The organism is Paenibacillus sp. OAE614 (assembly GCF_040546645.1).
Classification (GTDB): domain Bacteria; phylum Bacillota; class Bacilli; order Paenibacillales; family Paenibacillaceae; genus Paenibacillus_AQ; species Paenibacillus_AQ favisporus.
On the sequence record NZ_JBEPOD010000001.1, the window covers coordinates 3936446 to 3960298 of the forward strand.

The following is a 23853-nucleotide window of genomic DNA, read 5'->3' on the forward strand; positions in this document are numbered from 1 at the left end:
GTCTTTTTTTGTAAAGGTTGATATTTTATTCTCCCCCGCCCCGAACCGTTCCCGCGATCAATCGGCGCAAATCTTGTACCCGGTTCGGCGTCTCTGCCGTCGAGTGGCTCAGCATGTCGCATAAGGCGACCAGGTCCTCCAGACGGGACAGAAGCCTCCAGTTCTTTTCCAGCACCAAACCCTCTGCCTCGTAAGCCTTTATGAAGTGCTGTTCGATCCACGAACCGTTCGCCTCATAACGCAGCATATTTCCCAGATCCGCATGCCGGTTCCAGGCAAAAGCCTCCTCCCAATCGAGCACGGCCGAAACAAAGTACCCCTCGGAACCTTTCTCCATCAGTATATTTAACCCGTTATAATCGGAGTGGGCCAGCATGGGTTTTTCCTGACTAGCCGATAACATGGGCCCATATCGTTTGCAAAATGCCCACAGCTCCCGGCTAAGCTCTTCTCCCAGCCAAGCTTCGCATGGACTATGGAAGATCACGTCATCCATAAATGCAAGAAACCGCTCGCCGCTCATGCTGAAAGGCTGCGTGACCTCCAAATCGCTGCCGAAAAAACCGGAAGCTTCAAACGGAAATCCATGAATATGGGCAAGCGTTCTGCCGGCTGCGGCTGCTGCCGATGTTTTCTCCTCAAGCGTACCATCCCGGATTATATCGCTCAGCAGTACACCAGGCTTCCATTCCAGCACCGCCCAGGGTTTCGGATACCTGCTACAGCTCGTATCGGCATACACAAACTTGGCGACCGGTACCCGTTCCCGAACGAGCCGGGTAAGGGCAACTTCTTTGCCGGCAATGTCTTTCCCCCGGCGAAAAAATCTCAATACATACGGCCTGCCGTCCCCCTCTACCTGAATTTTGTAATTGGAGTTGCTGAGACCCACGCCTATTCGCCGGGATGAGATTATCTCACGGCCAAGAAATGCAGGGGCTGCGATCTGATTCAGTTCTTCCAGACTTAGTTCCAGCGGCTGCTCCGTCCGCTCCCAACCTTCTTTCATCCATTCTCGCCTCCGATCCGAACAAGGATTTCCTCTGGTAATAGGTTATCGATTCCTTGCTCACGTGTATGAACCGACCTTTAAAAGCTCGAATAACCACATTTACGCTTGATCTTTAAGTTAACATCATATAAATTATGGTTTTTCGCAGCTCCTTTTTTCCAAATGATCTGTTGTTAAGTACGTTGTAATGGTGATATAGCTCGGATAATCTGGGATCGGTGTTGTGATGATTTTTCTATTGTGAATTTTTCATATAATGAGTTTTTGGAACAAAACAACTTCAATTTACTCAGTTTTAAGTTGACCTAGCTGTAAAAGTACACTTCTTTGGCCTTCAACAGCCATTGTTCCTTCCCACCAGGCTATCCGTATACGATCGTTTCATCGACAACTGTCATCCGAACCTTATTTTCCAAAATCGATTCCGGCGGTTCGCCGAACGGGTCTCGTTCAAGAACGGTAAAATCAGCGGCGTATCCCGGCTGAATCCGTCCCCGGTCTAGTTCATGACCTGCTGCATAGGCACTGCCTGTCGTGTACAGCGAGATCGCTTCATACATGCTGAGCCGCTCATCGGGACCATACACGGTCTTTTGAGCATCCCCCGGCTTCATACGGGTTACAGCAGCGTATATGCCAAGAAGAGGCGAGACGCTTTCGATCGGCGCATCCGATCCGCCGGCACAAGGAATCCCGCTGCGAAGCAGCGTCTGCCAAGCGTATAAATGCAGCCCCTTCGCATCGCCGACCCGGTCCAGCACCCACGGAAAATCAGAGGTGACAAAGCTCGGCTGAATGTCGACAATAGCAGGCAGCTCCTTCAGCTGCGCAAGAAGCTCATCCCGCAAAATCTGCCCGTGAATCAGCCGGTCCCTCCTGCCCGCCGGGCATGGATGTGCGGCCAATGCGTGCAGCACCTTCTCTGCGGCCCCGTCGCCAATGGCATGCGCAGCCGCCGCAAGCCCAGCGCTTCTTGCCTTGGCCACCAGCCGGTTCAGCTCCTCATCCGAATGAACGGCCACGCCGCTCGTGGTTGGATCATCTGCGTAGGGGCGGCTGAGCAAGGCCGTTCTTCCGCCCAGGGATCCGTCCGCAAACAGCTTCATCGCCCCGTATTCGAGGAACTCGGATTCCGGCACAAGGCGCCTTCCTTCCTCGAGCCATTCATCGAGCGCAAGATGGTGGATCAGAAGATGCGTTCTGAATTTCTTTTGCCCCTCCATAATGACCTTTTGGAACGCTTGCAGCGTTCGTGTACAGCCGCCATAGTAGCTCAGATCTTCCGTATGGCAGCCGGTGATCCCCTGTCTCCAGCAGTCCTCAATGGCCATCGTCAGTGCAGTCTCAAGGTAGCTCTGAGTCACGCCGGGCATCCGATGCAGGATCAGATCCTGGGCCTGCTCCTTAAAAATACCGTTTAAGCGTCCGTCACTGCTTTTTCCCGCGACTCCGCCGCTTGGCACCTCTGTGTCTTCATTAACGCCGGTCTCCTGCAGGGTCAGTGTATTGACGGTCAGCACGTGCCGGCAGACCCGCCGCAGCATCACGGGATGATTCGGAGCGACCCGGTCCAGCTCCACTCTAGTCGGGAGGAGCGCTTCCTCCCACTCATTTTCGTTCCATCCTTCCCCGATGATCCACGTGCCTGGCGGAAGGCGCCGGGCTTGTCCGGCAATCTTGTCCAGCAGCTCGCCCCGGTGCTTCAGACCGGAAAGCTGCAGCTTGAGAAAGGTCTCTCCGTGGCCGATCAGGTGAATGTGACTGTCCACAAATCCAGGGAACATGGTGCCCCCGCCAAGATCGATCACCTCGTCGATCCTGCCGTGAAATCTCTCTTTCAGTTCCCGCTTATCGCCAGCATCAATGATGCGTCCTCCTTCGGTCATTACCGCTTCAACCGTCTTATGTTCCTGTTCCATCGTGTAGATGGTTCCGTTCGTCCAGCACTTGGCCATGACGCTCCCTCCTCCATCGCTTCATTCCTCAATCATCGATAAGTTTGACTGCTACAAGAATAGCACAAAAAAAGCAGCCGGTCCCCTGACCGCTGCTGCCTCATATCAATCAATCTATCGCTCAATGCATCACGTATTTCCAGATCAGCCAGCATATCAGCACACAAATCCACGAAATGAAACCGAAGATCGTAACAATTTTGTTCTCGCTCCATCCATATTTCAGACTGAAGTGGAAATGGATCGGGGTCATTCGAAATAACCGCAGCTTTGTCTTTTTGTAATACCACACCTGCAAAATGACTGACAACTGCTCCGCAAGATAGATAAAAAACAAGATCGGTATCAATATTTCAACCTTTTCAATAACGGCCAAAATGGAAAGCGACCCTCCGATCGCCATCGATCCCGTATCCCCCATAAACGCCCTTGCCGGATAGATGTTGTAAAGAAATAGTCCAAGCAAACAGCCGATCATCACCAGCGAAAATGTCTGAACCTCAGGTTTGTCCGAAATCAAAAAGAAGAAAAAATAAGTCGGAATCGCCACATTGATCAGCAGTCCGTCCAATCCATCCGTAAAGTTGATCGCATTCGCAGAACCTACCACAAACAGCAGTATGATGGCCACATATACGTAAACAGGCAGCTGCAGATGGTATCCTTGAAACAGCGCGATATCACTCGTTACGCCAAAGGAATGAAGCAATACATACAACAGGATTCCCGTAAAAGCAAATTGAAGCACCAGCTTCGTACGGCCGGAGATGCCGGCTGGGTCTTGCCAGAAGGCCTTTTTGAAGTCATCGAGAAAGCCAACCGAGCTGAACAACAGAAACGTAGCGCATAGGAGCAGCATGAGGGATGCCGGTTGTGATTGCAGCGAAATCGCTACCCCGATTAGCAGGATTAATCCGGCCATCAAGGGGGTACCGCGTTTGGCTTGATGATCTGCCGGAAGCTCGGCGCGGATCGGCTGCGTCAGCTTCAACCTGCGCAAGGTCCAAATCAGCAATGGCGTCAGTACGGCAACCAGAAGGAAAGATAAGCCGGAAACAGCCATAATTCCATACATATGACGAACCCCTTCACATTGAAAAATATAGTTCCCTTACATTATAAATAATTCGGATAGGTAGACAAACATTCCCCGAAGTCAAAATCTCTTAGGGATCATCTTGCTTGTGCAAGCCATCTATGAAAAATATGTACCTTGATATGTACCTTCTACCTCACCAGTTACTTCCTAGGAGCAGCTTCCTCTTTTTTTGTATACAGCGGCAATGTAATAATAAATGTGGTCCCTTCGTCTTCCTTGCTTTCAATCGAAATATGTCCGTTCATTTCTCGTATGATATTGAAGGTCACCATTGTTCCGAGCCCCGTGCCTTTTAATTTGGTGGAGTAATAGGGGGATCCCAGCCTTTTGACCTGCTCTTTTGTCATGCCTACGCCTGTATCCGAGATATAGATTCTGGCCTTATTGTCGCTTTCATCCACAAAGTATTTAATCGTTAAAGTACCGCCGTCAGGCATCGCTTCAACCGCATTTTTGCACAAATTAATGATAGCTTGCCTTAACTTGGATTTGTCTCCATAAATGGTACCGGATGAATGAAATTCGGTGACCATTTTCACATTTTGTAAATTAGCATAGGAGCTCAGCACATGGGAGGTTTCCAATAACTCTTCGTTCAGTGAAATCGGTTCGAGCTTCTGGTTTTGAGGTTTGGCTAACGACAGGTAATCGGAAATGATCGATCCCGCCCGATCCAATTCCACGAGGGTAATGAGGGAAAATTCTTTACGCTTCTGATCCGTTAAGGACGGCTCACCCAATAGTTGAACAAATCCCCGCACAGTAGTGAGCGGATTTCGTACTTCATGAGCGACCGATGCGGCGATTTCGCTGACGACCTTCAGTTTCTCGGCTTCGATCATCTCTTCTTGAATTTTCACGTCGCGACGGACCGTTTCCAATATGTACACCAATAAAACCGACATTGCGCACTGCATGAGAACGATTGGCAAGGATGGCACAAATGAGTGCAGGAAATACGATGGATTGCTATCAAGCAAATAATAAATATTTAAGACGGTAATACGTAAAAAAAAGCAAAGGCCCAACACGATCACCATCCGCTTCATGAAGCTCCCACGGTTAAATACTGGAATCGCCAGGCATACGAGCACCAATGTAGGCAATAGGGACAGCGTATAATAAACAATATGAATATCACCCAATACTTGTCGATAAATAATTGCGCTGGCGAATAACAGTAAGGCGCTGTACACCCCGCCGTATAAGGAGCCCACCACAAGCGGTATTCCCCGCAAATCTAAAAACGTATTAAACACTTTGACAGGGAACGACATCGTGATGATCAAAGGTACAAGAAACAGCAGGAAATAGAGTACGGTTTTTTTCGATTTACACACAAAACGATAGAACATGATAGGCAGTAATATGATGAAAACATTGAGTATTAGGTTGGATTCGATATGCATCCCCTGTAGCCCCTTCGATTGTGGTAAATAAGCATTCTCGGGGCACAGGATAAATTCCTTCTCATTAAATTGTAAATTTTTCCGCATCCGCGCTCATTATGCATGATCTATAAAAAACAGCACGTGACCATAGTGCTTCATGAACCTTTTATAATCCGCCGATTCCTTTAAGACAATGATCGTGGAATAAGCATTTACTTTGCGCCGTTTTAGTCTGGCGAACAGTCCTTTCTGTTCGATACAGTAAAATTTGCCTCTTTCATATTCAATAAGAAGAGGCGGAAGATCCGCAGCGTGATCATCCGCTTCATCCGAATCATCTGCCTCTAGCTTTATTCCATCCATCTGGATCAGGCGTAATGGAAACTTGACGACTCCAAAATAATGATTCTTCTCTCCTGAATAATCATGCAGAGCCGAAGCCACCTGCCTCGTAAGCATCAGGTAGCACTGAATCCATTCTTCCAGCAGCCCGTTATTCGCATATTGTACTGCCGAGCGTACCGTCGGAGCATAAGTGATATGCCTGTCATGTTTCTTCGAATAAATGATTTTCTTTATGGAATCCAGGGATAAGAAGTACTCGTCCGCAAGCTCCGAAACCGTCATCCCATTGGCATATTTGTTGCGGATCATCACATTTCGCCTCTGCAGGCGATCCCGGTAGCCGGACGTTTCTCCCCAGCCCTTTTTCTCCTGACCCTTCGGAATATACAGCAGTTTCCCGGCGGCGTATTTCTGGATTTCTTTCAGCAGCTCCTCAGGCAGGACCTCGCCGGCATTTTCATATTTCATACGATCATCCTTTATAAAGCGTAAATTCGATCCTTCAGTTCGCTGATGGATTTCATGATGGACATGCACGATTCCTCGTCATCGATCGACGCATGCCACCGCAAAACATCGATTCCCTTATAATACGCCATACATAAAAATCTTTCTTTAAAATCCGGGATGACGATGTTTCGTTGTCCGCAATATTCGAATAACAATTCAGGAATGTTCAAATAGGGCTTATTTAAGTCCATAATGGCAAAATCCAGAAGGAAGTCGCATATGCCGGACCGGCTCCAGTCAGGGAAACCAACCTGCGTTTTTCCATCGGTGATCATAATTTCAAAAAACGTATTATTGTTCACTAAATAACGTCTGCCTTCACAATACTCGATTCTGGCTTCCATCTCCATCAAGTATTTTTCGACAAATTCACGATCCAGAAGCGTCGTATCATAGAGTTCCTTCCAATGATACCAATATCCTTCTTTATCATCCGCGAATGTGTCAACGAGAAACTCCCTGCAGGTGCTGTACTCCGTTTTACAATTCTCATTGAACTCACCGTAGCCTTCGACGCCCGCTATATCTGATGCGCTGATTTTTAAGATGCTGTCAAAAAACAATTCGTAGACTTTGGCAAATTGCTGCGGATTTAACGCATCGGCGAGAAATCCGTTTGGTGTCATGCTCACCTGTGCGGAAAGCATGGACTTGATGATATGATCCTTACTCATGTGCAGATCCCCTTTACATACACAAATGATTGAAGTTTCAGTATCAGCTGCGCGCCCCTGATCTGTCGTCATCATACCACTTGATCATGTAACGGAAATAGGCAATGAATAGGTTAAGTCAACTTTACCCTCGAATGAGGCTAGTACAGCAGCGCCGCTTGTCTTTTATAGTGATCTTCGATCACCATACAGGCCATTGCTTCAATCACGGGTACTACCCGCGGACAGATGCACGGATCATGCCTTCCGATCGTTGTGATTTCCCTTTCGTTTCCTTCCGTATCCACTGTTCGCTGGGGTTTGGAGATCGACGAAGTCGGTTTCACGACAACCCGGAAAATGATGTCGGCCCCGGTGCTGATTCCACCGATAACGCCTCCGGCATGGTTCGTAATAAACCCGTTCTCGTCCATTTGATCGTTGTGTTCGCTTCCCAGCATGGATGCCGCCCGGAAACCGGTCCCGAACTCGATTCCTTTGATCGCGCCGATCGAAAGCATGGCCTTGGCCAGCTCAGCATCCAGCTTATCAAACACGGGCTCCCCAAGCCCTGCCGCAGCGCCGCTGATCCGGCATTCAACGATGCCGCCGCAGCTGTCGCCCTCTGCCGCGAGTTGTTCGATCCGCTCAATCATCTTAGCCGCCGCTTCAGGATCACAGGCGCGAACAGGATTTCGTTCGATGGCATCGGGATGGAAGGCTTCACAGCGGATTCCGGCGACCTCGGTCGTGTAGGCCATGACGGAGACTCCCCGCCGTTCCAGCAGTTTCCGCGCAACCGCTCCGGCCGCGACCCGTGCCGCAGTTTCCCTCCCGGAAGCCCTCCCGCTGCCCCGATAGTCCCGAATGCCATATTTCTGATCGTAAGAAAAGTCCGCGTGCCCCGGGCGATACATCTGTTTGATGTCATCGTATGCGGATGGACGCATATCCGTATTGTTCAGCATCACGCTGAGTGGAGTCCCTGTTGTCCGGCCTTCAAACACACCGGATAAAATCCGGACCTTATCATATTCTTTACGCGGCGTTGTGACCGAAGACTGTCCCGGCTTTCTGCGATCCATCTGAACCTGAATATCGTCCTCGTTCAGTTCAAGGCCTGGAGTGACGCCTTCGATAATGACGCCAATGGCTTCTCCATGCGATTCACCAAACGTCGTCATTTTAAACCGTTCACCAAAAGTACTTCCCGGCATAAAAATCCCCCCTCTATATAGATTGAACTAAAGTTTTGAATTGAACTTCCATCTCTTTAGTTCATTCTATCTAACATCATGTATTGTCCTTATGTACTAGTTTAGAGGTATACTTGTAATAAATGAAATTGTAATATTCGACTCTTGCCATAGAATGGATTGATACCAAATGATGATTAACACGGAATGGTACCGGATTTTTCTTCATGCTTCGGAAACCTTGAATATGACGAAAGCCGCCCAGCGCTTAAATATGACACAGCCCTCCGTCAGTTATGCGATCAAGCAGCTGGAAGACGCGCTTGGAGTTAAGCTGTTCGACCGCTTATCCAAAGGAATCGTTTTAACAGAAGAAGGGCATGCCTTGTACGATCAAGTCAGACAAGTATTCGATAAACTGGATTACGCCGAACGTTACATGAAGCAGTTGGGACAGCTGAACGAAGGGCGATTGCGGATCGGTGCCAACGGAGCGATCATCCGCGACTATATCGTTCCTCTACTCGATATTTTCCGTTCCCAATACCCTAACATCCGGGTTCAAGTCTCGCAGCAAAAGACCGGTCAGATTTTGGAGCAGTTACAGCAGGGCTTACTTGATCTGGGCTACGTTTATCTTCCGGTGAAGGAAGCGGAGATTCAGGTCGTGAATACTTTTGTCTCGCCGTATGGTGTGGTGGCAGGGAAACCCTTTGCCGCTCTGGCAGAAGCCCCCTTGTCCGCTGCACAATTGGCCGAGCTTCCCCTGTTAATGCTGTCCCAGGGAAGTGCGACCCGCTCCTATATCGAAGCCTGGTTTCAATCCCAAGGCGTGGAAGCAGCGGCCGATTTCGAGCTGAACAGCTTGGATATGCTGGCGGAGTTTGCCGAGCGGGGGTATGGCGCAGCTATTTTGCCGAGAGCGTTTGTAGCTTCAAAGATCGATGAGGGTGCTTTATTGGAGCTTTCTATGGAAGTTCCGCTGCCGGACCGACACATAGGCGTAGCTGTCAGAAAGCATTCGTCCCTATCGCTCGCCGCAGAGGCCTTTTTGAACATACAAAGCAGCCGGCCTCTTTGACCGTCTGTCCTCGCCGCGTTCCGATTATGAACGCGCATCCATTTTACATTTCTTGTAAGCAAGTGGTGTCATATTCATCGCGTTTCTGAATTTTTCTATAAAGTAGCTGGTGCTGTTAAACCCAACTTGGTAGGCCACCTCAGTAATGCTGGAATCGGCTTGACGCAGGAGGACTGCGCTTTTCTGAAGTCTGTAATCGGTCACATAATTGAGCGGAGTCGTATTGAGCATTCGTTTAAAATAGCGGCAGCATTCCGAGCGGCTCAATTGACCGGCTCTGGCAATATCATTTAACACGATTTTTTCGGCGTAATGGTTATCGATCCAGCTCAACATCTGCTTCATCCGCTCGTTTTTTACCGCTTCCACCTGGTCATATTGCAGTTGAAATCCGTTCAGGATCAGGTTTTTCCAAATGAAAGCCAGCTGCATCGTCATATCCAGTTCAAAGTATGGCGGTTGACGCTGGATCCATTGATGAATGTTCACCAAGGCATCTAAAATATTGGCGCCCCAAGCCTGATTAGGATCGATGTATAAATAAGGCAGATTCGTCGCTTGAATATACGGAGCCACATAGGCTGCATATAGCTCCCGTGATACGACAAAGTCAGGTGAGACATTGAGGCAAATATACACGCAGCCCGATGAGTTCCGATCTTCCGCCATGTGCAGGCAGCCGCTGTTGATGAAGACCCCTTCCCCTTGCCGAACAACGAGCTTCTCTTCGTTAATTTGGAACTCGGCTTCCCCTTTGACAACCCGAACGAATTGCAATTCATCATGCCAATGAAGCGGAATATGTCCGTGTATGTTTTGGTTAATCGTCGTTTCGTAGCAGGCAACCGGAAGCACGACCGTCCGGTGCTCGGTTAACTCCTTCAAATTGCCGCCAATCCTGAAATCTTTAATTTGCAAATAACCCCCACCTCAATATTGTTATATTTTTATATCCAATTCCGGTATTCCGAACGAGATTTTTTACCTATTATAACACTATTATTATATTTGAAGCGGAGAATCGATCGATGAATCCAACAGCTAGAAGAAAAGGGTTATTTCTTGTCATGACAGGAGCGATATTTTGGGGAGTGAGCGGCACCGTCGCCAAAAAGCTCTTTGAGCAAACTGCAATCGATGTTAACGGACTGGTCACGGTACGCCTGCTCATCGCCGGTATTTTACTGTTAACCATTCAATTTTGGGTCAAAGACCGCTCGCAAATCGTTGGGGTATGGAGAAACAGTCGGACCGCTTTGCGGCTCATTGTTTTCGGATTGGTTGGCATGCTATCGGTTCAATATACGTATATGGCATCGATTCAGCATGGAAATGCCGCTGTGGCAACACTGCTGCAGTATTTGGCGCCTGTCATGATCATCCTCTATTTAATGTTGCGGAAGCAAATGGTTTTCACGCGAAAAGACTTGCTCACCGTGATCCTAGCTTTAGCGGGTTGCTTCTTCTTATTAACCAACGGCTCAATCTCGGAGCTTTCCGTGCCATTTCCAGCCGTTGTTTGGGGTGTTTTATCAGGTGCGGCCTTGGCGTTCTACACCTTGTATGCCGTCCCGCTGCTGAAGCAATACGATTCCCTCGTCATTGTCGGCTGGGCGATGATCATCGGCGGTTTGGGCTTAATTGTGATCCATCCACCATGGCACACCGACTTTACAGGCTTGACGATCGACGCCTATCTATACCTTGCTTTCGTGGTCCTTTTCGGCACGATGGTCGCATTTTGGTTTTATATCGAAAGCTTACAAAGCCTATCACCCAAAGAAACAAGCCTTTTAGGCAGTTTGGAGCCGCTGGCCGCTGTGATCACAACCGTATTTTGGTTAAAAGAGCCTTTTGGTTTTTTTCAGTGGCTGGGTACGGCGTGTATCATCGGGCTGATTTTGCTTCTGGCATGGAATAAGAAACCTTCATCCGACTAGTGCGATTTTTTCATATATCGAATTTCTCATATGCAGCTCAAAAGAAAAACCGGCAAATTTGCCGGTACTCGTGGGTGTATGCAGCCATTTCCGAAACGAATCTACCCTTTCACCGCACCGGCTGTCATGCCGTCGATGAAGTACTTTTGGAAGGCCACAAACAGGATAAAGATCGGCAGAATCGAAAAGAACGAGCCGACGATGAGCAGGTCATAGTTGTTGCCGTACGGCGTCAGCAGCGTCTTCAAACCGATCGGCAGCGTATACTTGTGCGAATCGCTCAGCACCATAAACGGCCACAAAAAGTTGTTCCAACTGTTCATGCCGTTGAGAATGGCCATCGCCGCGAAGGAAGGCTTCATAACAGGAAGGATCAGCCTGGCGTAAATGCCGTACTCGCTCGCACCGTCCACCCGGCCGGAGGCGATAATCTCTTTCGGAATGCCAGACAGGTATTGTCTGAAGAAAAAGATCGTCGCCGCATTGGCAATGCCCGGCAAAATAATCGCCGAGTAGGAGTTCATCATGCCAAGGTTAAAAGTAAGCGTGTATAAAGGAAGCAGCAGTATTTCAAAGGGAACCATCATGATCAGCAGTACGCAGATAAAAAGGATATTTTTTCCTTTAAAATCATAAGCGGCAAAGCCGTAAGCTACCGTTGCGCTGACCAGCAGCGTCAGAACGACCTGTACCACGGTCAGCAGCAGCGAGTTGAAGAACCAGGTGAAATACGCGTGATCCCCCGTGAACAAAAAGACAAAGTTGTCCAGGCTCATGACCGAGAAATCAAGCTTCAGGTTCAATCCGTATCGGATCAGCTCTTCGCCGGGCTTGAAGGAAGCGAGCGTAATAGCGTAGAACGGTAGCAAGATCAGGAAGCAGATGACGGCGAAAATGACGACGAGGACGATGTTGAGCGCGGTATTCTTTTTCATCCCTAATCCTCCTTCTTAAACATGCCGGAGAACGCCAGCTGCGTCAGATTAATGATCATCGTCACGGCGAGCAGCACAATGCCGACCGCGGCGGCGTAGCCGAGATTGTTCTTCTCGATCCCTTGGCGGTACAAGTAGCCGACGATCGTGAGGCCGATGTTTTTCGGCGAGTTGTTGCCGTTCCACAGCATGAGGCTTTCGATAAACATGGCCAGTCCCGCATAAATGCTGATCGTAAGTACATAAATCGTGGTCGGTTTCAGGAGCGGCATCGTGATTCTCGTGAATTTCTGGAATGCGGAGGCGCCGTCGATCGAGGCGGCTTCGTAGTATTCCTCCGGAATATTTTTGAGACCCGACAGGAAGTAAAGGATGTTAACTCCAGTCCACCGCCAAGTCGCCAGGGCGAGCAGCGCAACAAAACCGGTCAGATGCCCTTTCAGAAATTTCACCGGCTCGATACCGAAGACGCCAAGGACGCTGTTGATCAGCGACCCTTCCATCTCCCCGAACATCAGACGGAAGATCGTCCCCGCCACCACCACGGATGTCAGTGCAGGAAAGAAGAAAGCCGACTTAAAAAATTCGCGGCCCCACATCCATTTGTTGTTGATCAGTACCGCAAGCAGCATCGGAAACGGAATCAGAATGACCAGTGTCAGCACCATATACAGAGCGCTGTTGCCGATCGACTTCAGGAACACGCTGTCCCCCATCAGCTTCTGATAGTTGTCCATTCCTGTCCACTCGGCCTCCTGCCCCAGGGTGACATGCTGGAAACTCATGCCGAATGAGCTGAGCAGCGGATAAACCCAGAACACCAGAAAAATGGCGACAAACGGGAACACGAACACGTACGGGGCGACCTTTTGCGAGTATATAAAACGCTTGATCATGTCTCTACTCCTTTCTGTTTGAAAAAGAGCCGCTCCCCGAAAAGACAAGAGCAGCTCTGATTCCGGGCATGCCGGCTATTTCAGTTCCTGTTCGATCTGCGCCTGCGCATCGTCCAGCGCTTCCTTAATGTCACGTCCGTCCTCGAAAATTTCGTTGAGCGTCGTCGTGTACAGCACGTTGTTGATCGTCGGCGAAGCCGGCGTCGATTTGATCAGACGGATTTCATCCTTGATATCGTTCAGCACGTCAAACGGGTTGTTGACGAAATATTTCACGAATTGGTTTTCGGGATTATGCGTCACGTCCTTCATATTCCATACGTCCATATTAATTGGGTCAAAGCCGAGCGTGTTCCAGATTTCGATGTTCGCGTCGAGGGACAGCTTGGCGTAAGCAATGAAGTCTTTGGCCAGTTGAACGTCTTTGGCCGTTTTGGTGACGACGGTACCGGTTCCGCCTCCGCCGTAAGAGCGCGGCATTCCTTTTTCCATGACCGGAATCGGCGCAAGTGCGATTTTACCGGACAGGTCAGGCATATAGTTCGTGTAACGCGACATCATCCACAGCGGCATGAAAGCCGTCGCATATTTTCCTTCGTTAAACTCGCCGTACGCTTCCTCTGTGTCCGGCTGCCCGCCGGCAATTGTGGCGATGACGTTGTTATCCTGCAGGTCTTTCAGCACCTTCAGTCCTTTGACCATGGCGTCCGAATTGACGATCGGATTGCCCGCATCATCGGTAAAATCGCTTTTCTGCTGAGCCAGCATCATCGATGCCTCCCAACCGGCGCTCGTATCCGCCGTACCCATGTATTTGCCGGTCTTCTCGTACACCTGCATGCCTGCCTTCTTGAAATCGTCCCAGGTGACGATCGATTTGTAGTCCACGCCGGCTTCCTTTAGAATTTCAGTGTTATAGAACGCGACCGACGCACCGACGTGGGTCGAGAGTCCGTATACCTTCCCTTCCTTGCTGTACATATCGATCTGGGACTGGACGATGGTATCTTTGTAAGGCTCGACCACGTCGTTCAGCGGCTCCAGCTGAGGGGTGCCTTTCAGAAAATCGGGAAACTTGCCGATCTCAATGTCTGCAATATCCGGTGCCCCAACGCCTGTCTGTACCGCGATCGAGAGCTTGTTATGCATGTCGTCATACGGCATGACCGTGACGTTCAGCTTGATCTGGCGGTCCGGGTTCGCCGCGTTCCACTTCTCCAGCATCTTCTTGAAATGCTGCCCGTGCAGCTCCACAAACGTCCAATAGGACAGCTCGGTTGCCGTGTCGCCGGCCCCTCCGTCCAGGACGGACGTTTTGCCTTCCGCACTATTGGAAGACTTGCCGCATCCCCACAACATCGTCGTCATCGTGACGACCAGCAGCAGCATCAGCCATTTTTTCTTCATATCCAGGATCCTCCCCTAAGCTTCAATGATTTTTCTTGCCGCCAAGCACTTGCAGGACAAAACAAATCTGACTGACCAGGAACGGGTGACCTAAAAACATGAATAAAGCGCTTTCATTTGTGTCTGATTTCAACTCCCCTGCCGGGCTCCGGCGGCTCCTCATCTCAGGAACCATTCTTCCGGGCGCCGCTTCCGCAAGCTGAACCGGGGCAGCTTCGATAGGTTGCTGCGAAGATGACCTCCTCGGTTTTAAAGTTTTCTAAAATAATTCAATACATATTGAATGAATCCGTTTGCAAGTATAAAATAACATACAGGAAATGGAGTTGTAAATATAAAATCTAAAACATTTTATATTTTTTTAAAACATAATAACAGGAGTCACATTTACCTCCAATACGTCCTTCTCTTCATTTAGCTGCCCATACTAGCTCTTTTCTCCCTTTACTTAGCGATCGTTATCCTCATTGTCTGCATTCCACCCCAACCAATCGACATTTTTCTGCACGTTTCTTCTAACGTCCCTACTATTTTATGTTTTTATAAAATAAAAAACAGAGTCTACGCACCGCTTTTTTTCGGGTTTATGTAAGTAATTTTGTCAAAACCACGGCATCGACAGAATGTTATGAACAAAAAGTGAACGCTCACAAAAACAGATTGTAAACAAATATTACACCCATTTATAATAAGAGGTATACATCAACCGATCATGTCATTTTATATAACATTTCTTTTTTGGAGGGATGTTTGATGACCCGCAGACGGAAACCGGTATTAAGAAGAACCCTGATGACGACGATTGCCGCCACTGCCCTGCTGACCAGCTTGCTTCCGGCAGCGTCCGATGCTTCTCCGGAAAAAGGCTTATCTGCTATCGCATCAGCCCTGACTCCCATCCTCCAGCAGGCGGAGAAGGACGGGATTCGCATGTCGGTCGGCATCCGCGACCTCAGCGGCCATTACGGGCATGAAACGCTGCTGCTTGGGTCGCAAGAGCCGTACATGCCGGCCAGTACAATCAAGCTTGCCGTCGTATCCGCATTGATGCAGCAGGTTGACCGGGGCGAGCTGTCCCTGGCCGATCAGGTCACGGTAACGCCCGAAGACGTCGTGGGCGGCAGCGGATCGCTGCAGACCGAAAGCTTTCCGCAGAACCTTACGCTGGAACGCCTTGCCCGTCTGATGATCACCCAGTCGGACAACACGGCGACCAACGTGCTCATCGACAAGGTCGGCATGGACAGGGTCCAACAGCTGATGGACCAATTGGACCTGCGGACAATGCATCTTGGACGCAAAATGTTTGCGGCTGCCCCCTCCCCCGCCCAGGACAATTACATCGACGCCGCGGATTTGACGGAGCTGCTCGGCCAAATCTATCAGGGTTCCTTCCTCAGCGTCTCCTCCAGAAATCAGATCATCGCCTGGATGGCCCGGCAGGAGGTCAACACCAAGTTTGGAGCTGCGCTGCCCGATGCGCCAATCGCCCATAAAACCGGGGAAAACGCCAACGTCACCCACGATGCCGGGTATTTCCTTGTACCGGGGCACGAGCTCGCCGTCTCCGTGCTGCTGCAAGTAACGACAACCCAGGATTTCGACGAAGCGCAGCGGATCGGCAATCCCATCGTGCAAAAGGCCGCCAGAGCCATCTATAGCGAGCAGGTCAAGGATCAGGAAGCATCCGCCGGCAGTCCGCTCACCCGCGCGGAGTTCACTTCCCTGGTCGCCCGGGAACTTGGCCTGGCATCCGCTGCGGATCAATCCAGCCAGTTTCACGATATCAGTGACGACAGTCCGTTTGCAGGCGATATCGCCGCAGCCCGTCAAGCTGGCCTCGTGCAAGGAACCGGCGAGGGCTTGTTCAATGGGTCTGCTCCAATTACTCGCGCCGAAATGGCTGCGATTGCGGTTCGCGCCTATGTGTTCATTCACCGCGGAGCCTCGGCGTCAGGGGAAGCTCCCGAAGCCAACGAAGGTACCGTTCCCTCCTGGGCCGCAGGTTATGTCAGCCAAGCTCTCCAATTGGGAATGATGGAGCCTGCTGCAGCGCGAAGGACAGACCAACCTGCAAACCGGCAGGACGGGTCCCGATTCATCACCGGCATGTGGAACTTCACTCGCTGATCCGGTCCGGCTTCATCTAAGCTGCCGCTGGATTCAACACATAAAGGGATGCCCTGCCGTCATATCGGCGTAAGGGCATCCCTTTTGTCTTTATTCCTTGCTTTTTCGTCGGGCTCAGCACGCAAGGACGATACTGGATCAGCGGATGTTCCCTGATCCATTTTGCCAGCGTCCCCCTCATTCCTTCACGGAGCCCAGCGTAATCCCCGTAATAAAGAACCGCTGCAGAAAAGGATAGATGACCAGCACCGGAATCATCGCAATGAAAATTTTGGCCGCATTCAGCGTCCGATTCGACAGTTCGCTCATCCGCTGAATCTGTTCGGCCGTCATCGTGTTGGCATCGATCACCACCACCATCTGCTGGATATACGTCTGAAGCGGATAATGGTCCGCCGCCGACATCAGCACCAGCCCGTTAAAAAATTCGTTCCAATGGTACACGATGCTGAACAGCGTCACCGTAGCAATGACCGGCCCCGCGAGCGGGACAAAGATCTGGATCATCATCCGCCAGGGGCCCGCACCGTCGACAAGCGCAGCCTCCTCCAACTCTTTTGGCAGATTGCGGAAAAAGTTAATGACAAGAATGACGCTGAATACCGGCACGCTGTTGCCGAGAACGAGCGCCCAAATGTTGTTGATGAGCCCCAGCGACTTTACCGTCATGTACCAAGGAATCAGTCCGCCGTTAAACAGCATCGTAAACACGAGGATCCACATGAGTACATTGCGATACGGCAGCTCCTTGGCATTTTTGGATAACGGATACGCCATCAGCAGAATGACCACAAAGTTCAGCCCCGCCCCGAGGATGACCCGCTGCACGGATATCCAGAACGAGTTAAAAAATTTGCGGTCTCCCATCAGCTCCTGGTAAGAACCGAGGTTGAAACCGACGGGCCACAGCCCGACCCGGCCCGAGCTTGCCGCTGCGTTGTTGCTGAGGGATACGGCAAGGGTGTACCAGATGGGCAGGATGCATAAGATTGCGATGCCTACCAGGATCACGATCAGCGCAATATCAAACAGCCGGGAGCCTGCCGTGTTGTCTTTTACCATAGAACATGCACTCCTTTTGTCATCAAAAGATACGGTAGTTGGCAAACCGGTAAGCGAGATAATAGGAGATCGTGATCATCAGGAAGCTGACCACCGATTTGAGCAGGCCCATGGCGGTCGCCAGGCTGAACTGCAGATTGACCAGCCCCGTCCGGTAGACCCAGGTGTCGATAATGTCGCCGCTGGAATAGACCAGCGGGTTGTACAGATTGAAGATCTGCTCAAAGCCCGCGTTCAGCACATTGCCAAGGCTGAGCACCGAGAGCAGCACGATCGCCGAGACGATGCCGGGAAGCGTCACGTGCAGTATCCGCTTGAACCTGGTCGCCCCGTCGATCGCAGCCGCCTCGTACAGAGCCGGGTTGATGCCGGTCAACGCGGCCAAATAAATGATCGTGTTAAACCCGAATTCCTTCCACACGTCGCTTCCCACGATGAGGGCCGGAAACAGGTCCGCCCGCCCGAAGAACAGGACCGGCTTGATATGAAACACCGACAAGATTTGGTTCACCGGACCGGTGTAGCCGAAGATATCGAGCAGAATCCCCGAAAGGATAACCCAGGACAAAAAATGCGGCAGGTATACGATCGTCTGAATCCAGCGTTTCAAAAACCGCAGCCGCAGCTCATTCAGCAGCAGGGCAAAGACGAGCGGGATGACCAGATTACCTACAATTTTGAGCACGGCGATCACCAGGGTGTTGACCAGAATCGTGACGCTGTCGTTCAAGGAAAACATGTATTTGAAGTTTTCAAGACCGACCCATTCCGAATGCAAAATTCCGAGGCCTGGGTTGTAATCCTGAAAAGCCATGACGATGCCGAACATCGGAACGATGCTGAACAGGGTCAGCCAGATCATTCCGGGGAGAAGCATCAAGTAATAGTGCTTGGCGAATCCCTTGTTAATCATCTTGCAGCTCCTTCCTTTTCCGGGTCATATGCTTAAATAGGGGAGGCGCCGGAACGGTTCCCGGCACCTGCCTTTCGTTGGAGCGTTAAAAGCCTACTGCTGCGCGATTTCCGCGACTTCCTTGAGAATGTCGTCTCCGCCCTGCTTCCGCCAGTCCTTTACGAACTGATCAAAGGTATCCAGCGGGGCTGCTCCCATAATGATTTTCAGAAACGTTTCCTTCTCCATCTTGTCGAGCGTCGCCCACTTGCTCTCCATCGTTTTCGTTTGGGAATAGGTCAGGCTGTACGTCTTTTTATAAGGCTCCATCAGCGGCGCAATGCCGACCAAGGTGGAGTAGAGCCGCTTCCAGGCGCCCAGATCCGCATTCGGGTCCCAATACTGGATGTCCATTTTATCGTACGGTTCGAGCTTCACCTTCTTAATGTTCTCGGCATCGGCCTTCAGCAGCTTGTAACCCGGCAGATCGAGCTCCTCCGGCTTTTTGGTGCCGGCCAGCACTTCCTTCATCGCGTTGTAGGTCACGTACATTTCGTCCATTGGTGCAAATACGATGCGCAGCGGGTAATTCCCGATGCCGACGCTGACGTCGAATTTGGATTCGTCCCGAAGCAAAAGGTTTTCCATTTTAATCGCAGCTTCCGGATGCTTGTAGCCCTTGCGGACGACGAGATATTGGTTGGACGGCGTTCCCATATGAGGTGTGAACTCTCCGTTCTTGTCGAGCAGGGTGTAGGCCTGCCAGTTCGCCTTCGGATTGTTTTTGATGGCGTCCGCCAGCGGGCCGTACCCGCCTGCCCACCACAGGCCGAAGTAGATCCCGGATGTGCCGTTCTTGATCAGCTCCTGCGCGTCCTTGCGGATGCTCATTTCCGGATCGATCAGCCCTTTGGCATACAGGTCCCGCAGCTTGGCGAGCGCCTCTTTCGTTTCGGGCTCGATGGATCCGTAAGTCGGATTCCCGTCCGCACCTTTCAGCCAAAAGCCCGGATACGCGTGATAGGCGCCGAAGATCGGATCAAATCCGTAGTTGTTGTTGTTCGGATTGATGAAATCCGCATTGAGCAGTCCGCCGGATTGCGGGCCGCTGATGCCGATGGTGTCGTTTTTGCCATTACCGTCCGGATCCTGTTCCACAAAGGCTTTGGCGACCTTCTCCAGCTCATCGACGTTACGCGGGACCTCAAGACCGAGCTTGTCGAGCCAGTCCTTGCGGATCCACATAATATGCTGCATGTCCGATTCCGCCGTCACGTTTGGCAGCGCATACATTTTTCCGTCGAAAGTCACGGATTTCATCGCAAGCCCATCCGTCGAATCGATGATCTTTTTCAGCACAGGGGAGGCATACTGCTCGTATACTTCCGACAGGTCGGCCAACTGGTTGCTCTTGACCATCTGCCGCAGCTGCGTGTCCGTCACGACGAGCGCATCCGGAAGGTCGTTGCTGGCGATGGCCAGATTTACCTTTTGCTGATAATCCTTGCCGACGCCGGCCTGCCAAATAATCTTCGTATCGATATTGAGGTTGTCCTTGACGTACCGGGTATAGACGTTGTTTTCCGGTGAGTCGCCTGGCGGAAGGCTCTTATCTGCCGAGTCCACCTCTTTGCCGATGTTGATCGTAACCGTCTCGCTGTACTTGCCGAACGGGTCCACCGGATCTTTGGATACGTCGGCTTCCTTCTCCGAAGCGCCGCCGCTGCCGCAGGCCGACAGAACCAGCATCAGGCCTGCTATCGCCAGGCTCATCATGGATTTTGCTCTCATCTTCTTCGCCCCTTCTTTCGCTCTTGGTTTGCTTGCACCTTTAAGGTAACACAGGAATCCGCTTTTCCCGGTTAGACGGAAGTTTCAGGTTGGGATAGACAATTGACTCCAATCGGGAGGATGTCAGCGGTTTCACTGAAGCGTTTTCGACGAATTTCCTACTTGCCGGAGGACATTTCTCTACCCTTCTCTATCCTGATCCGATTGATTCCGGTATTCGCTCGGCAGCAGCCCGGTATACTCCCGGAAAGAACGGCTGAAATACTTTTCGTCCTCATAGCCGACGTGCTGTGCGATCCAGAGGACGGTTTTGGTCGTATTCCGCAAGTAATGCTTGGCTTGATCCAGACGGATGCGGCGCAGGTAGGCATTGAAGTTGGTTCCGACGATTTCCTTGAAGCACTGGCTGAAATAGCTGCGGCTCATGCTGACCCTACGGGCGATATCCGCCGCCGTCACCGGCCGGTCCAGCTCCTCGTGCAGCATGGAAACGGCTGTCATCACGCTCTGAACAACTTCCGGCGAATAAGGAGCCTTGCCCCATTCTTCGCGAAGCTGTTTGCGGACGCCGTCAAACCACACTTCGACCTCAAACCAGGAATTCAGCGGGGCGGGCAGGCGAATGCGAGTCGTTCCGGTTTTACCGGCCAGCTGGTCCAACCGGTCGGCCAGCACGTACAGCCGCCCCGAGAGCTCCGCCTGCGGCAGCCGCAGTTCTTTCAACTCCTGCAGATTTGCCTGAAACAAACCTTCCCGGTAGATCCAGCCCGGCGAGAGCCACTGGGCCATTACGGTGAGTGTAAGATCATCATTTACGGTATTCACGCTCTGCGCGAGCGCTGACAAGGATCGATCCATGACCTTTACGGCCGGGTCATATTCGTAAAAAACCCCCCCTTCGCAGTACCTCCGCACCTGGTCATACACTTCGGAAGGCATTCGGCCCTGGATACCCTTTAACCGGATCAGCGTCCACCCGTCGTCCGCTGAAGCCAATCGTACCAGTTCATCCAGCCCCTCCTCCCCCTTCTCCCCTCCCCCGAGGGTAAAGAACAAGACTTGGCGCCCCAATTCAGCAAAACGCTCCGCATGCCGGACCGCCCACTCCACCACAGCACCTTGTTCCGGATCGCGGACCACTGACAGCAGCGCATAACCCCGGTCCGTCACAAAGGATTCGTCAGGGCTGCTTGCCCCGGGCAGAATGCGCAGCTTCCGAAGCCGCCCTTCCTGCTCTGTGATGCGGCGATGAATCCGTCCCAGCACCTCCTCAAACCGTTCCTTCTCCAGCTGGACCTTGGCGATATAATCAATCGCTCCCAGCCGGATCGCTTCCTGGATGTATTCGAAATCCTGATGCAGGGTCAGCACCGCGATGTAAACCTCCGGATGCCGTTCACGCACCAAGTGCATCAGCTCCATGCCGGACATGACCGGCATTTCCAGATCCGTCAGCAGCAGATCGACTTCATGGTTGTCCAGAAATTCCAGCGCTTTTGCTCCGTTGTTCGCCTCCCCGATCACCTCCATCTCGAAATCCTGCCAGGGCATCACCGAAATGAGCCCCTTCCGGACCAGTTTATCGTCATCGACCACGAGCACTTTAATCATGGTCCGCACCTCCTTCATTAGGTAAGCTAAGCTTGATCGTCGTCCCTTCTCCGAGCCTGCTCGATACACCGAGCTTAGCCCTTTCGCCGTAATGCATCCCAATGATCCGGTTGACGTAGCTCATCCCGATGCCCATGCCAGCACTCCGGTTACCACCCTCCGCGGACAGCAGCGCCTCGATTTTGTCCTCGGGAATGCCCGCTCCGTTATCCCGGATGGAGATCTCGATTTGATCCGACTGCCGCACATCCACCTGGATATAGCCGTCGTCATCCAATCCGTGATAGAGAGCGTTCTCGACAAGCGGCTGCAAAATAAACCGGGGAATGGGCACATCCAGCACCTCCTGATCAACGTGGATATGGACGTCGAACTGGAAATCGTAGCGGATCTGCTGCAAAATCAGGTACTGCTTTACCGCATCGATCTCCTCCTGAATGGTGGACGTCTGGCCGAGCTTTCCCAGATTGTAATGCAGCAGTTTGTTCAAGGAAGAGACAAGCCTGTCGATTTCCTCCTGCCCATTCATGACCGCGATCCAGCGGACGGTATCCAGGCTGTTCATCAGAAAATGCGGGTTGATCTGATACAGCAGCTTCTCCACCTCAAGATCCGCACGCCGTTTTTCCTTGGCCTCGACTTCCCGAAACAATTCCCAAATTTGATGCTTCATTTGCTGAAACCGCCGCACCAGCAGGTCGAATTCCGGAATATGGGTGCGGGCAGCCGGACTGCCGATGCGGCTGTCAGCCATTTGTTCGATTTCCCGGTGAAAGCCGCGAAGCGGGCGGTACACCATTTTCCACAACAGCCAACCCAGCAGCAGGCTCATGCCGAGAAACAGCAGCGAAAACAAGCCGATCTGCACGAACCAGCGGTTCATTTCGCGGTTATAGTCCGCCTTGGACGTTAACGAGACGATGCTCCAGCCTTGATTGCTTGTTTCTTTAAACCAGTAATAGCCTTGTTCCGTGCCCGACGACTTGGCCTGGTCGAAATGCGGAAACTTCGTTCCGACCTGGAACGAATCCGGGGCGTCGCTGTAGGCGATCCGCCCTTCGTTATCCACAAACACATGGGAAGCCGTCCCGCCGACGGCATCATTATTCAATATGTTCTGCGTCAGCTTGAAGCCGGTCTCCATGTAAATGTACACGCCGTCCAGGTTAGGCAGATCCACTTTGCGCATGGCCGAAAGCACGTATTGGTTGTCAAAACGGCTGTTGCTCACATGCGGTCCGTAGTACGAAATTTGGCTGTACTGGGCCAGCAGGGGGAGCTTCTCGGGAGCGAAGCTGTCCTTGACGCCCGTATTCTCCAGTTCATAGTGACGGTCGTTCATAAAATAATACATGGCCAGTCCGATACTGGGGTTGGTGAACGTAATCAGGCCGAGCTCCTCCTTCAAATCGCTGAGCGTTTTCGCCCGTTCGAACGGCTCCTCCGCCGACAGCATTTCACTCAGCTTGTTTCCGACGCTTCCGCCTACGGCGAACTGCTGCGACACATGGTTGAGGTTGTTGATGGAGTTTTCCAGGGAGAGCTCGACCTGCTTGAGGTTGCTCTGGATACCGTTTTGGATTTTGTTGGTGAGGATGGAGTAAATGGTGAAATACGAGATGAGCACGATGCTGACAAACGGAATCAATGAGCTGAACAGAAAAATGATCATAATCCTTCGTTTCAAGGTCAAATAATGATAGATACGCGCCTTCCACCTTGTTTTCATGGCATTCATCATGGCAGTCCCTCTTTTCTCATGCTTGGCTTGGCCCCTCCTTCAGGTCTTGGAAAATGAAATGGGAGAAGATCAGATGTAGGTTAACACAGGCGAAGCCAGGCGTGCATTAACGATTTATCGCGTTAGCCCAGGAAAATACTCTGCATGCGGTAGCTGCGTAGACAACGCAAAAAAAGCCCGGCAGAAACGGCGATCGTTCATTCGCT

The 23853-nt window shown here is 51.3% G+C and carries 19 protein-coding genes; 3 read left to right on the forward strand and 16 right to left on the reverse strand.

Annotated elements, in window-relative coordinates; all coding sequences use genetic code 11:
* Window positions 1–25: 25 nt before the first annotated feature.
* The 7 genes from ABIE48_RS18050 to aroC form a co-directional block, all read right to left on the reverse strand.
* Entirely contained in the window at window positions 26–1009 is a 984-nt protein-coding gene (locus ABIE48_RS18050; RefSeq protein WP_145024396.1) for a phosphotransferase family protein, read from the reverse strand.
* 365 nt (window positions 1010–1374) lie between these two features.
* Entirely contained in the window at window positions 1375–2967 is a 1593-nt protein-coding gene (locus ABIE48_RS18055) for an amidohydrolase (RefSeq protein ID WP_192715436.1), read from the reverse strand.
* A 121-nt stretch (window positions 2968–3088) separates the two neighbouring features.
* Entirely contained in the window at window positions 3089–4042 is a 954-nt protein-coding gene (gene mraY / locus ABIE48_RS18060) for a phospho-N-acetylmuramoyl-pentapeptide-transferase (protein ID WP_145024392.1), read from the reverse strand.
* A 164-nt stretch (window positions 4043–4206) separates the two neighbouring features.
* Complete coding sequence (locus tag ABIE48_RS18065) at window positions 4207–5475, reverse strand: ATP-binding protein (protein ID WP_354519422.1); 1269 nt, start codon at window positions 5473–5475, stop codon at window positions 4207–4209.
* 96 nt (window positions 5476–5571) lie between these two features.
* Window positions 5572–6270, reverse strand: coding sequence for a CD3324 family protein (locus ABIE48_RS18070; RefSeq protein ID WP_354519424.1), 699 nt, complete (start codon window positions 6268–6270; stop codon window positions 5572–5574).
* Between the two features lie 11 nt (window positions 6271–6281).
* Entirely contained in the window at window positions 6282–6986 is a 705-nt protein-coding gene (locus ABIE48_RS18075) for a hypothetical protein (RefSeq protein ID WP_192715438.1), read from the reverse strand.
* Window positions 6987–7126: 140 nt separating this feature from the next.
* Window positions 7127–8182 (reverse strand): chorismate synthase, encoded by a 1056-nt coding sequence (gene aroC / locus ABIE48_RS18080; RefSeq protein ID WP_192715439.1) that lies wholly within the window; start codon window positions 8180–8182, stop codon window positions 7127–7129.
* A 169-nt stretch (window positions 8183–8351) separates the two neighbouring features.
* On the opposite strand from aroC, the gene ABIE48_RS18085 reads away from it, so the two are divergent.
* Window positions 8352–9242: a LysR family transcriptional regulator gene (locus tag ABIE48_RS18085; protein ID WP_192715440.1), complete on the forward strand. Its 891-nt coding sequence runs from the start codon at window positions 8352–8354 to the stop codon at window positions 9240–9242.
* Window positions 9243–9266: 24 nt separating this feature from the next.
* Here the strand turns inward: ABIE48_RS18085 and ABIE48_RS18090 are convergent, their stop codons facing one another.
* A complete protein-coding gene (locus ABIE48_RS18090; RefSeq protein WP_192715441.1) occupies window positions 9267–10160 on the reverse strand; it encodes a helix-turn-helix domain-containing protein in 894 nt (297 codons plus the stop codon).
* Between the two features lie 110 nt (window positions 10161–10270).
* Between ABIE48_RS18090 and ABIE48_RS18095 the strand changes: the two genes are divergently transcribed.
* Window positions 10271–11182, forward strand: coding sequence for an EamA family transporter (locus ABIE48_RS18095; protein ID WP_192715442.1), 912 nt, complete (start codon window positions 10271–10273; stop codon window positions 11180–11182).
* Window positions 11183–11283: 101 nt separating this feature from the next.
* Here the strand turns inward: ABIE48_RS18095 and ABIE48_RS18100 are convergent, their stop codons facing one another.
* From ABIE48_RS18100 to ABIE48_RS18110, 3 genes are all read right to left on the reverse strand, one after another.
* Entirely contained in the window at window positions 11284–12117 is an 834-nt protein-coding gene (locus ABIE48_RS18100) for a carbohydrate ABC transporter permease (protein ID WP_076171512.1), read from the reverse strand.
* Window positions 12118–12119: 2 nt separating this feature from the next.
* Window positions 12120–13013 (reverse strand): carbohydrate ABC transporter permease, encoded by an 894-nt coding sequence (locus tag ABIE48_RS18105; RefSeq protein WP_105442313.1) that lies wholly within the window; start codon window positions 13011–13013, stop codon window positions 12120–12122.
* Window positions 13014–13088: 75 nt separating this feature from the next.
* Window positions 13089–14420 carry an ABC transporter substrate-binding protein gene (locus ABIE48_RS18110; protein WP_076171508.1) on the reverse strand — a complete coding sequence of 444 codons (1332 nt, stop codon included), beginning with the start codon at window positions 14418–14420 and terminating at the stop codon, window positions 13089–13091.
* Window positions 14421–15173: 753 nt separating this feature from the next.
* Between ABIE48_RS18110 and ABIE48_RS18115 the strand changes: the two genes are divergently transcribed.
* On the forward strand, window positions 15174–16550 hold the full coding sequence (locus ABIE48_RS18115; protein WP_192715443.1) for a serine hydrolase: 1377 nt from the start codon (window positions 15174–15176) through the stop codon (window positions 16548–16550).
* Window positions 16551–16727: 177 nt separating this feature from the next.
* Here ABIE48_RS18115 and ABIE48_RS18120 read toward each other — a convergent pair whose 3' ends face one another.
* The 5 genes from ABIE48_RS18120 to ABIE48_RS18140 form a co-directional block, all read right to left on the reverse strand.
* Window positions 16728–17612 (reverse strand): carbohydrate ABC transporter permease, encoded by an 885-nt coding sequence (locus tag ABIE48_RS18120; RefSeq protein WP_076171504.1) that lies wholly within the window; start codon window positions 17610–17612, stop codon window positions 16728–16730.
* A gap of 22 nt (window positions 17613–17634) precedes the next feature.
* Window positions 17635–18525 carry an ABC transporter permease gene (locus ABIE48_RS18125; protein WP_192715444.1) on the reverse strand — a complete coding sequence of 297 codons (891 nt, stop codon included), beginning with the start codon at window positions 18523–18525 and terminating at the stop codon, window positions 17635–17637.
* Between the two features lie 93 nt (window positions 18526–18618).
* Window positions 18619–20295: an extracellular solute-binding protein gene (locus ABIE48_RS18130; RefSeq protein ID WP_089547819.1), complete on the reverse strand. Its 1677-nt coding sequence runs from the start codon at window positions 20293–20295 to the stop codon at window positions 18619–18621.
* A gap of 180 nt (window positions 20296–20475) precedes the next feature.
* The gene (locus tag ABIE48_RS18135; RefSeq protein WP_192715445.1) at window positions 20476–21906 is read right to left on the reverse strand and encodes a response regulator transcription factor; all 1431 of its coding nucleotides are present in this window, start codon (window positions 21904–21906) and stop codon (window positions 20476–20478) included.
* On the reverse strand, window positions 21899–23644 hold the full coding sequence (locus ABIE48_RS18140) for a sensor histidine kinase (RefSeq protein ID WP_483312692.1): 1746 nt from the start codon (window positions 23642–23644) through the stop codon (window positions 21899–21901). The genes ABIE48_RS18135 and ABIE48_RS18140 overlap by 8 nt, the downstream gene beginning before the upstream one ends.
* Between the last annotated feature and the right edge of the window lie 209 nt (window positions 23645–23853).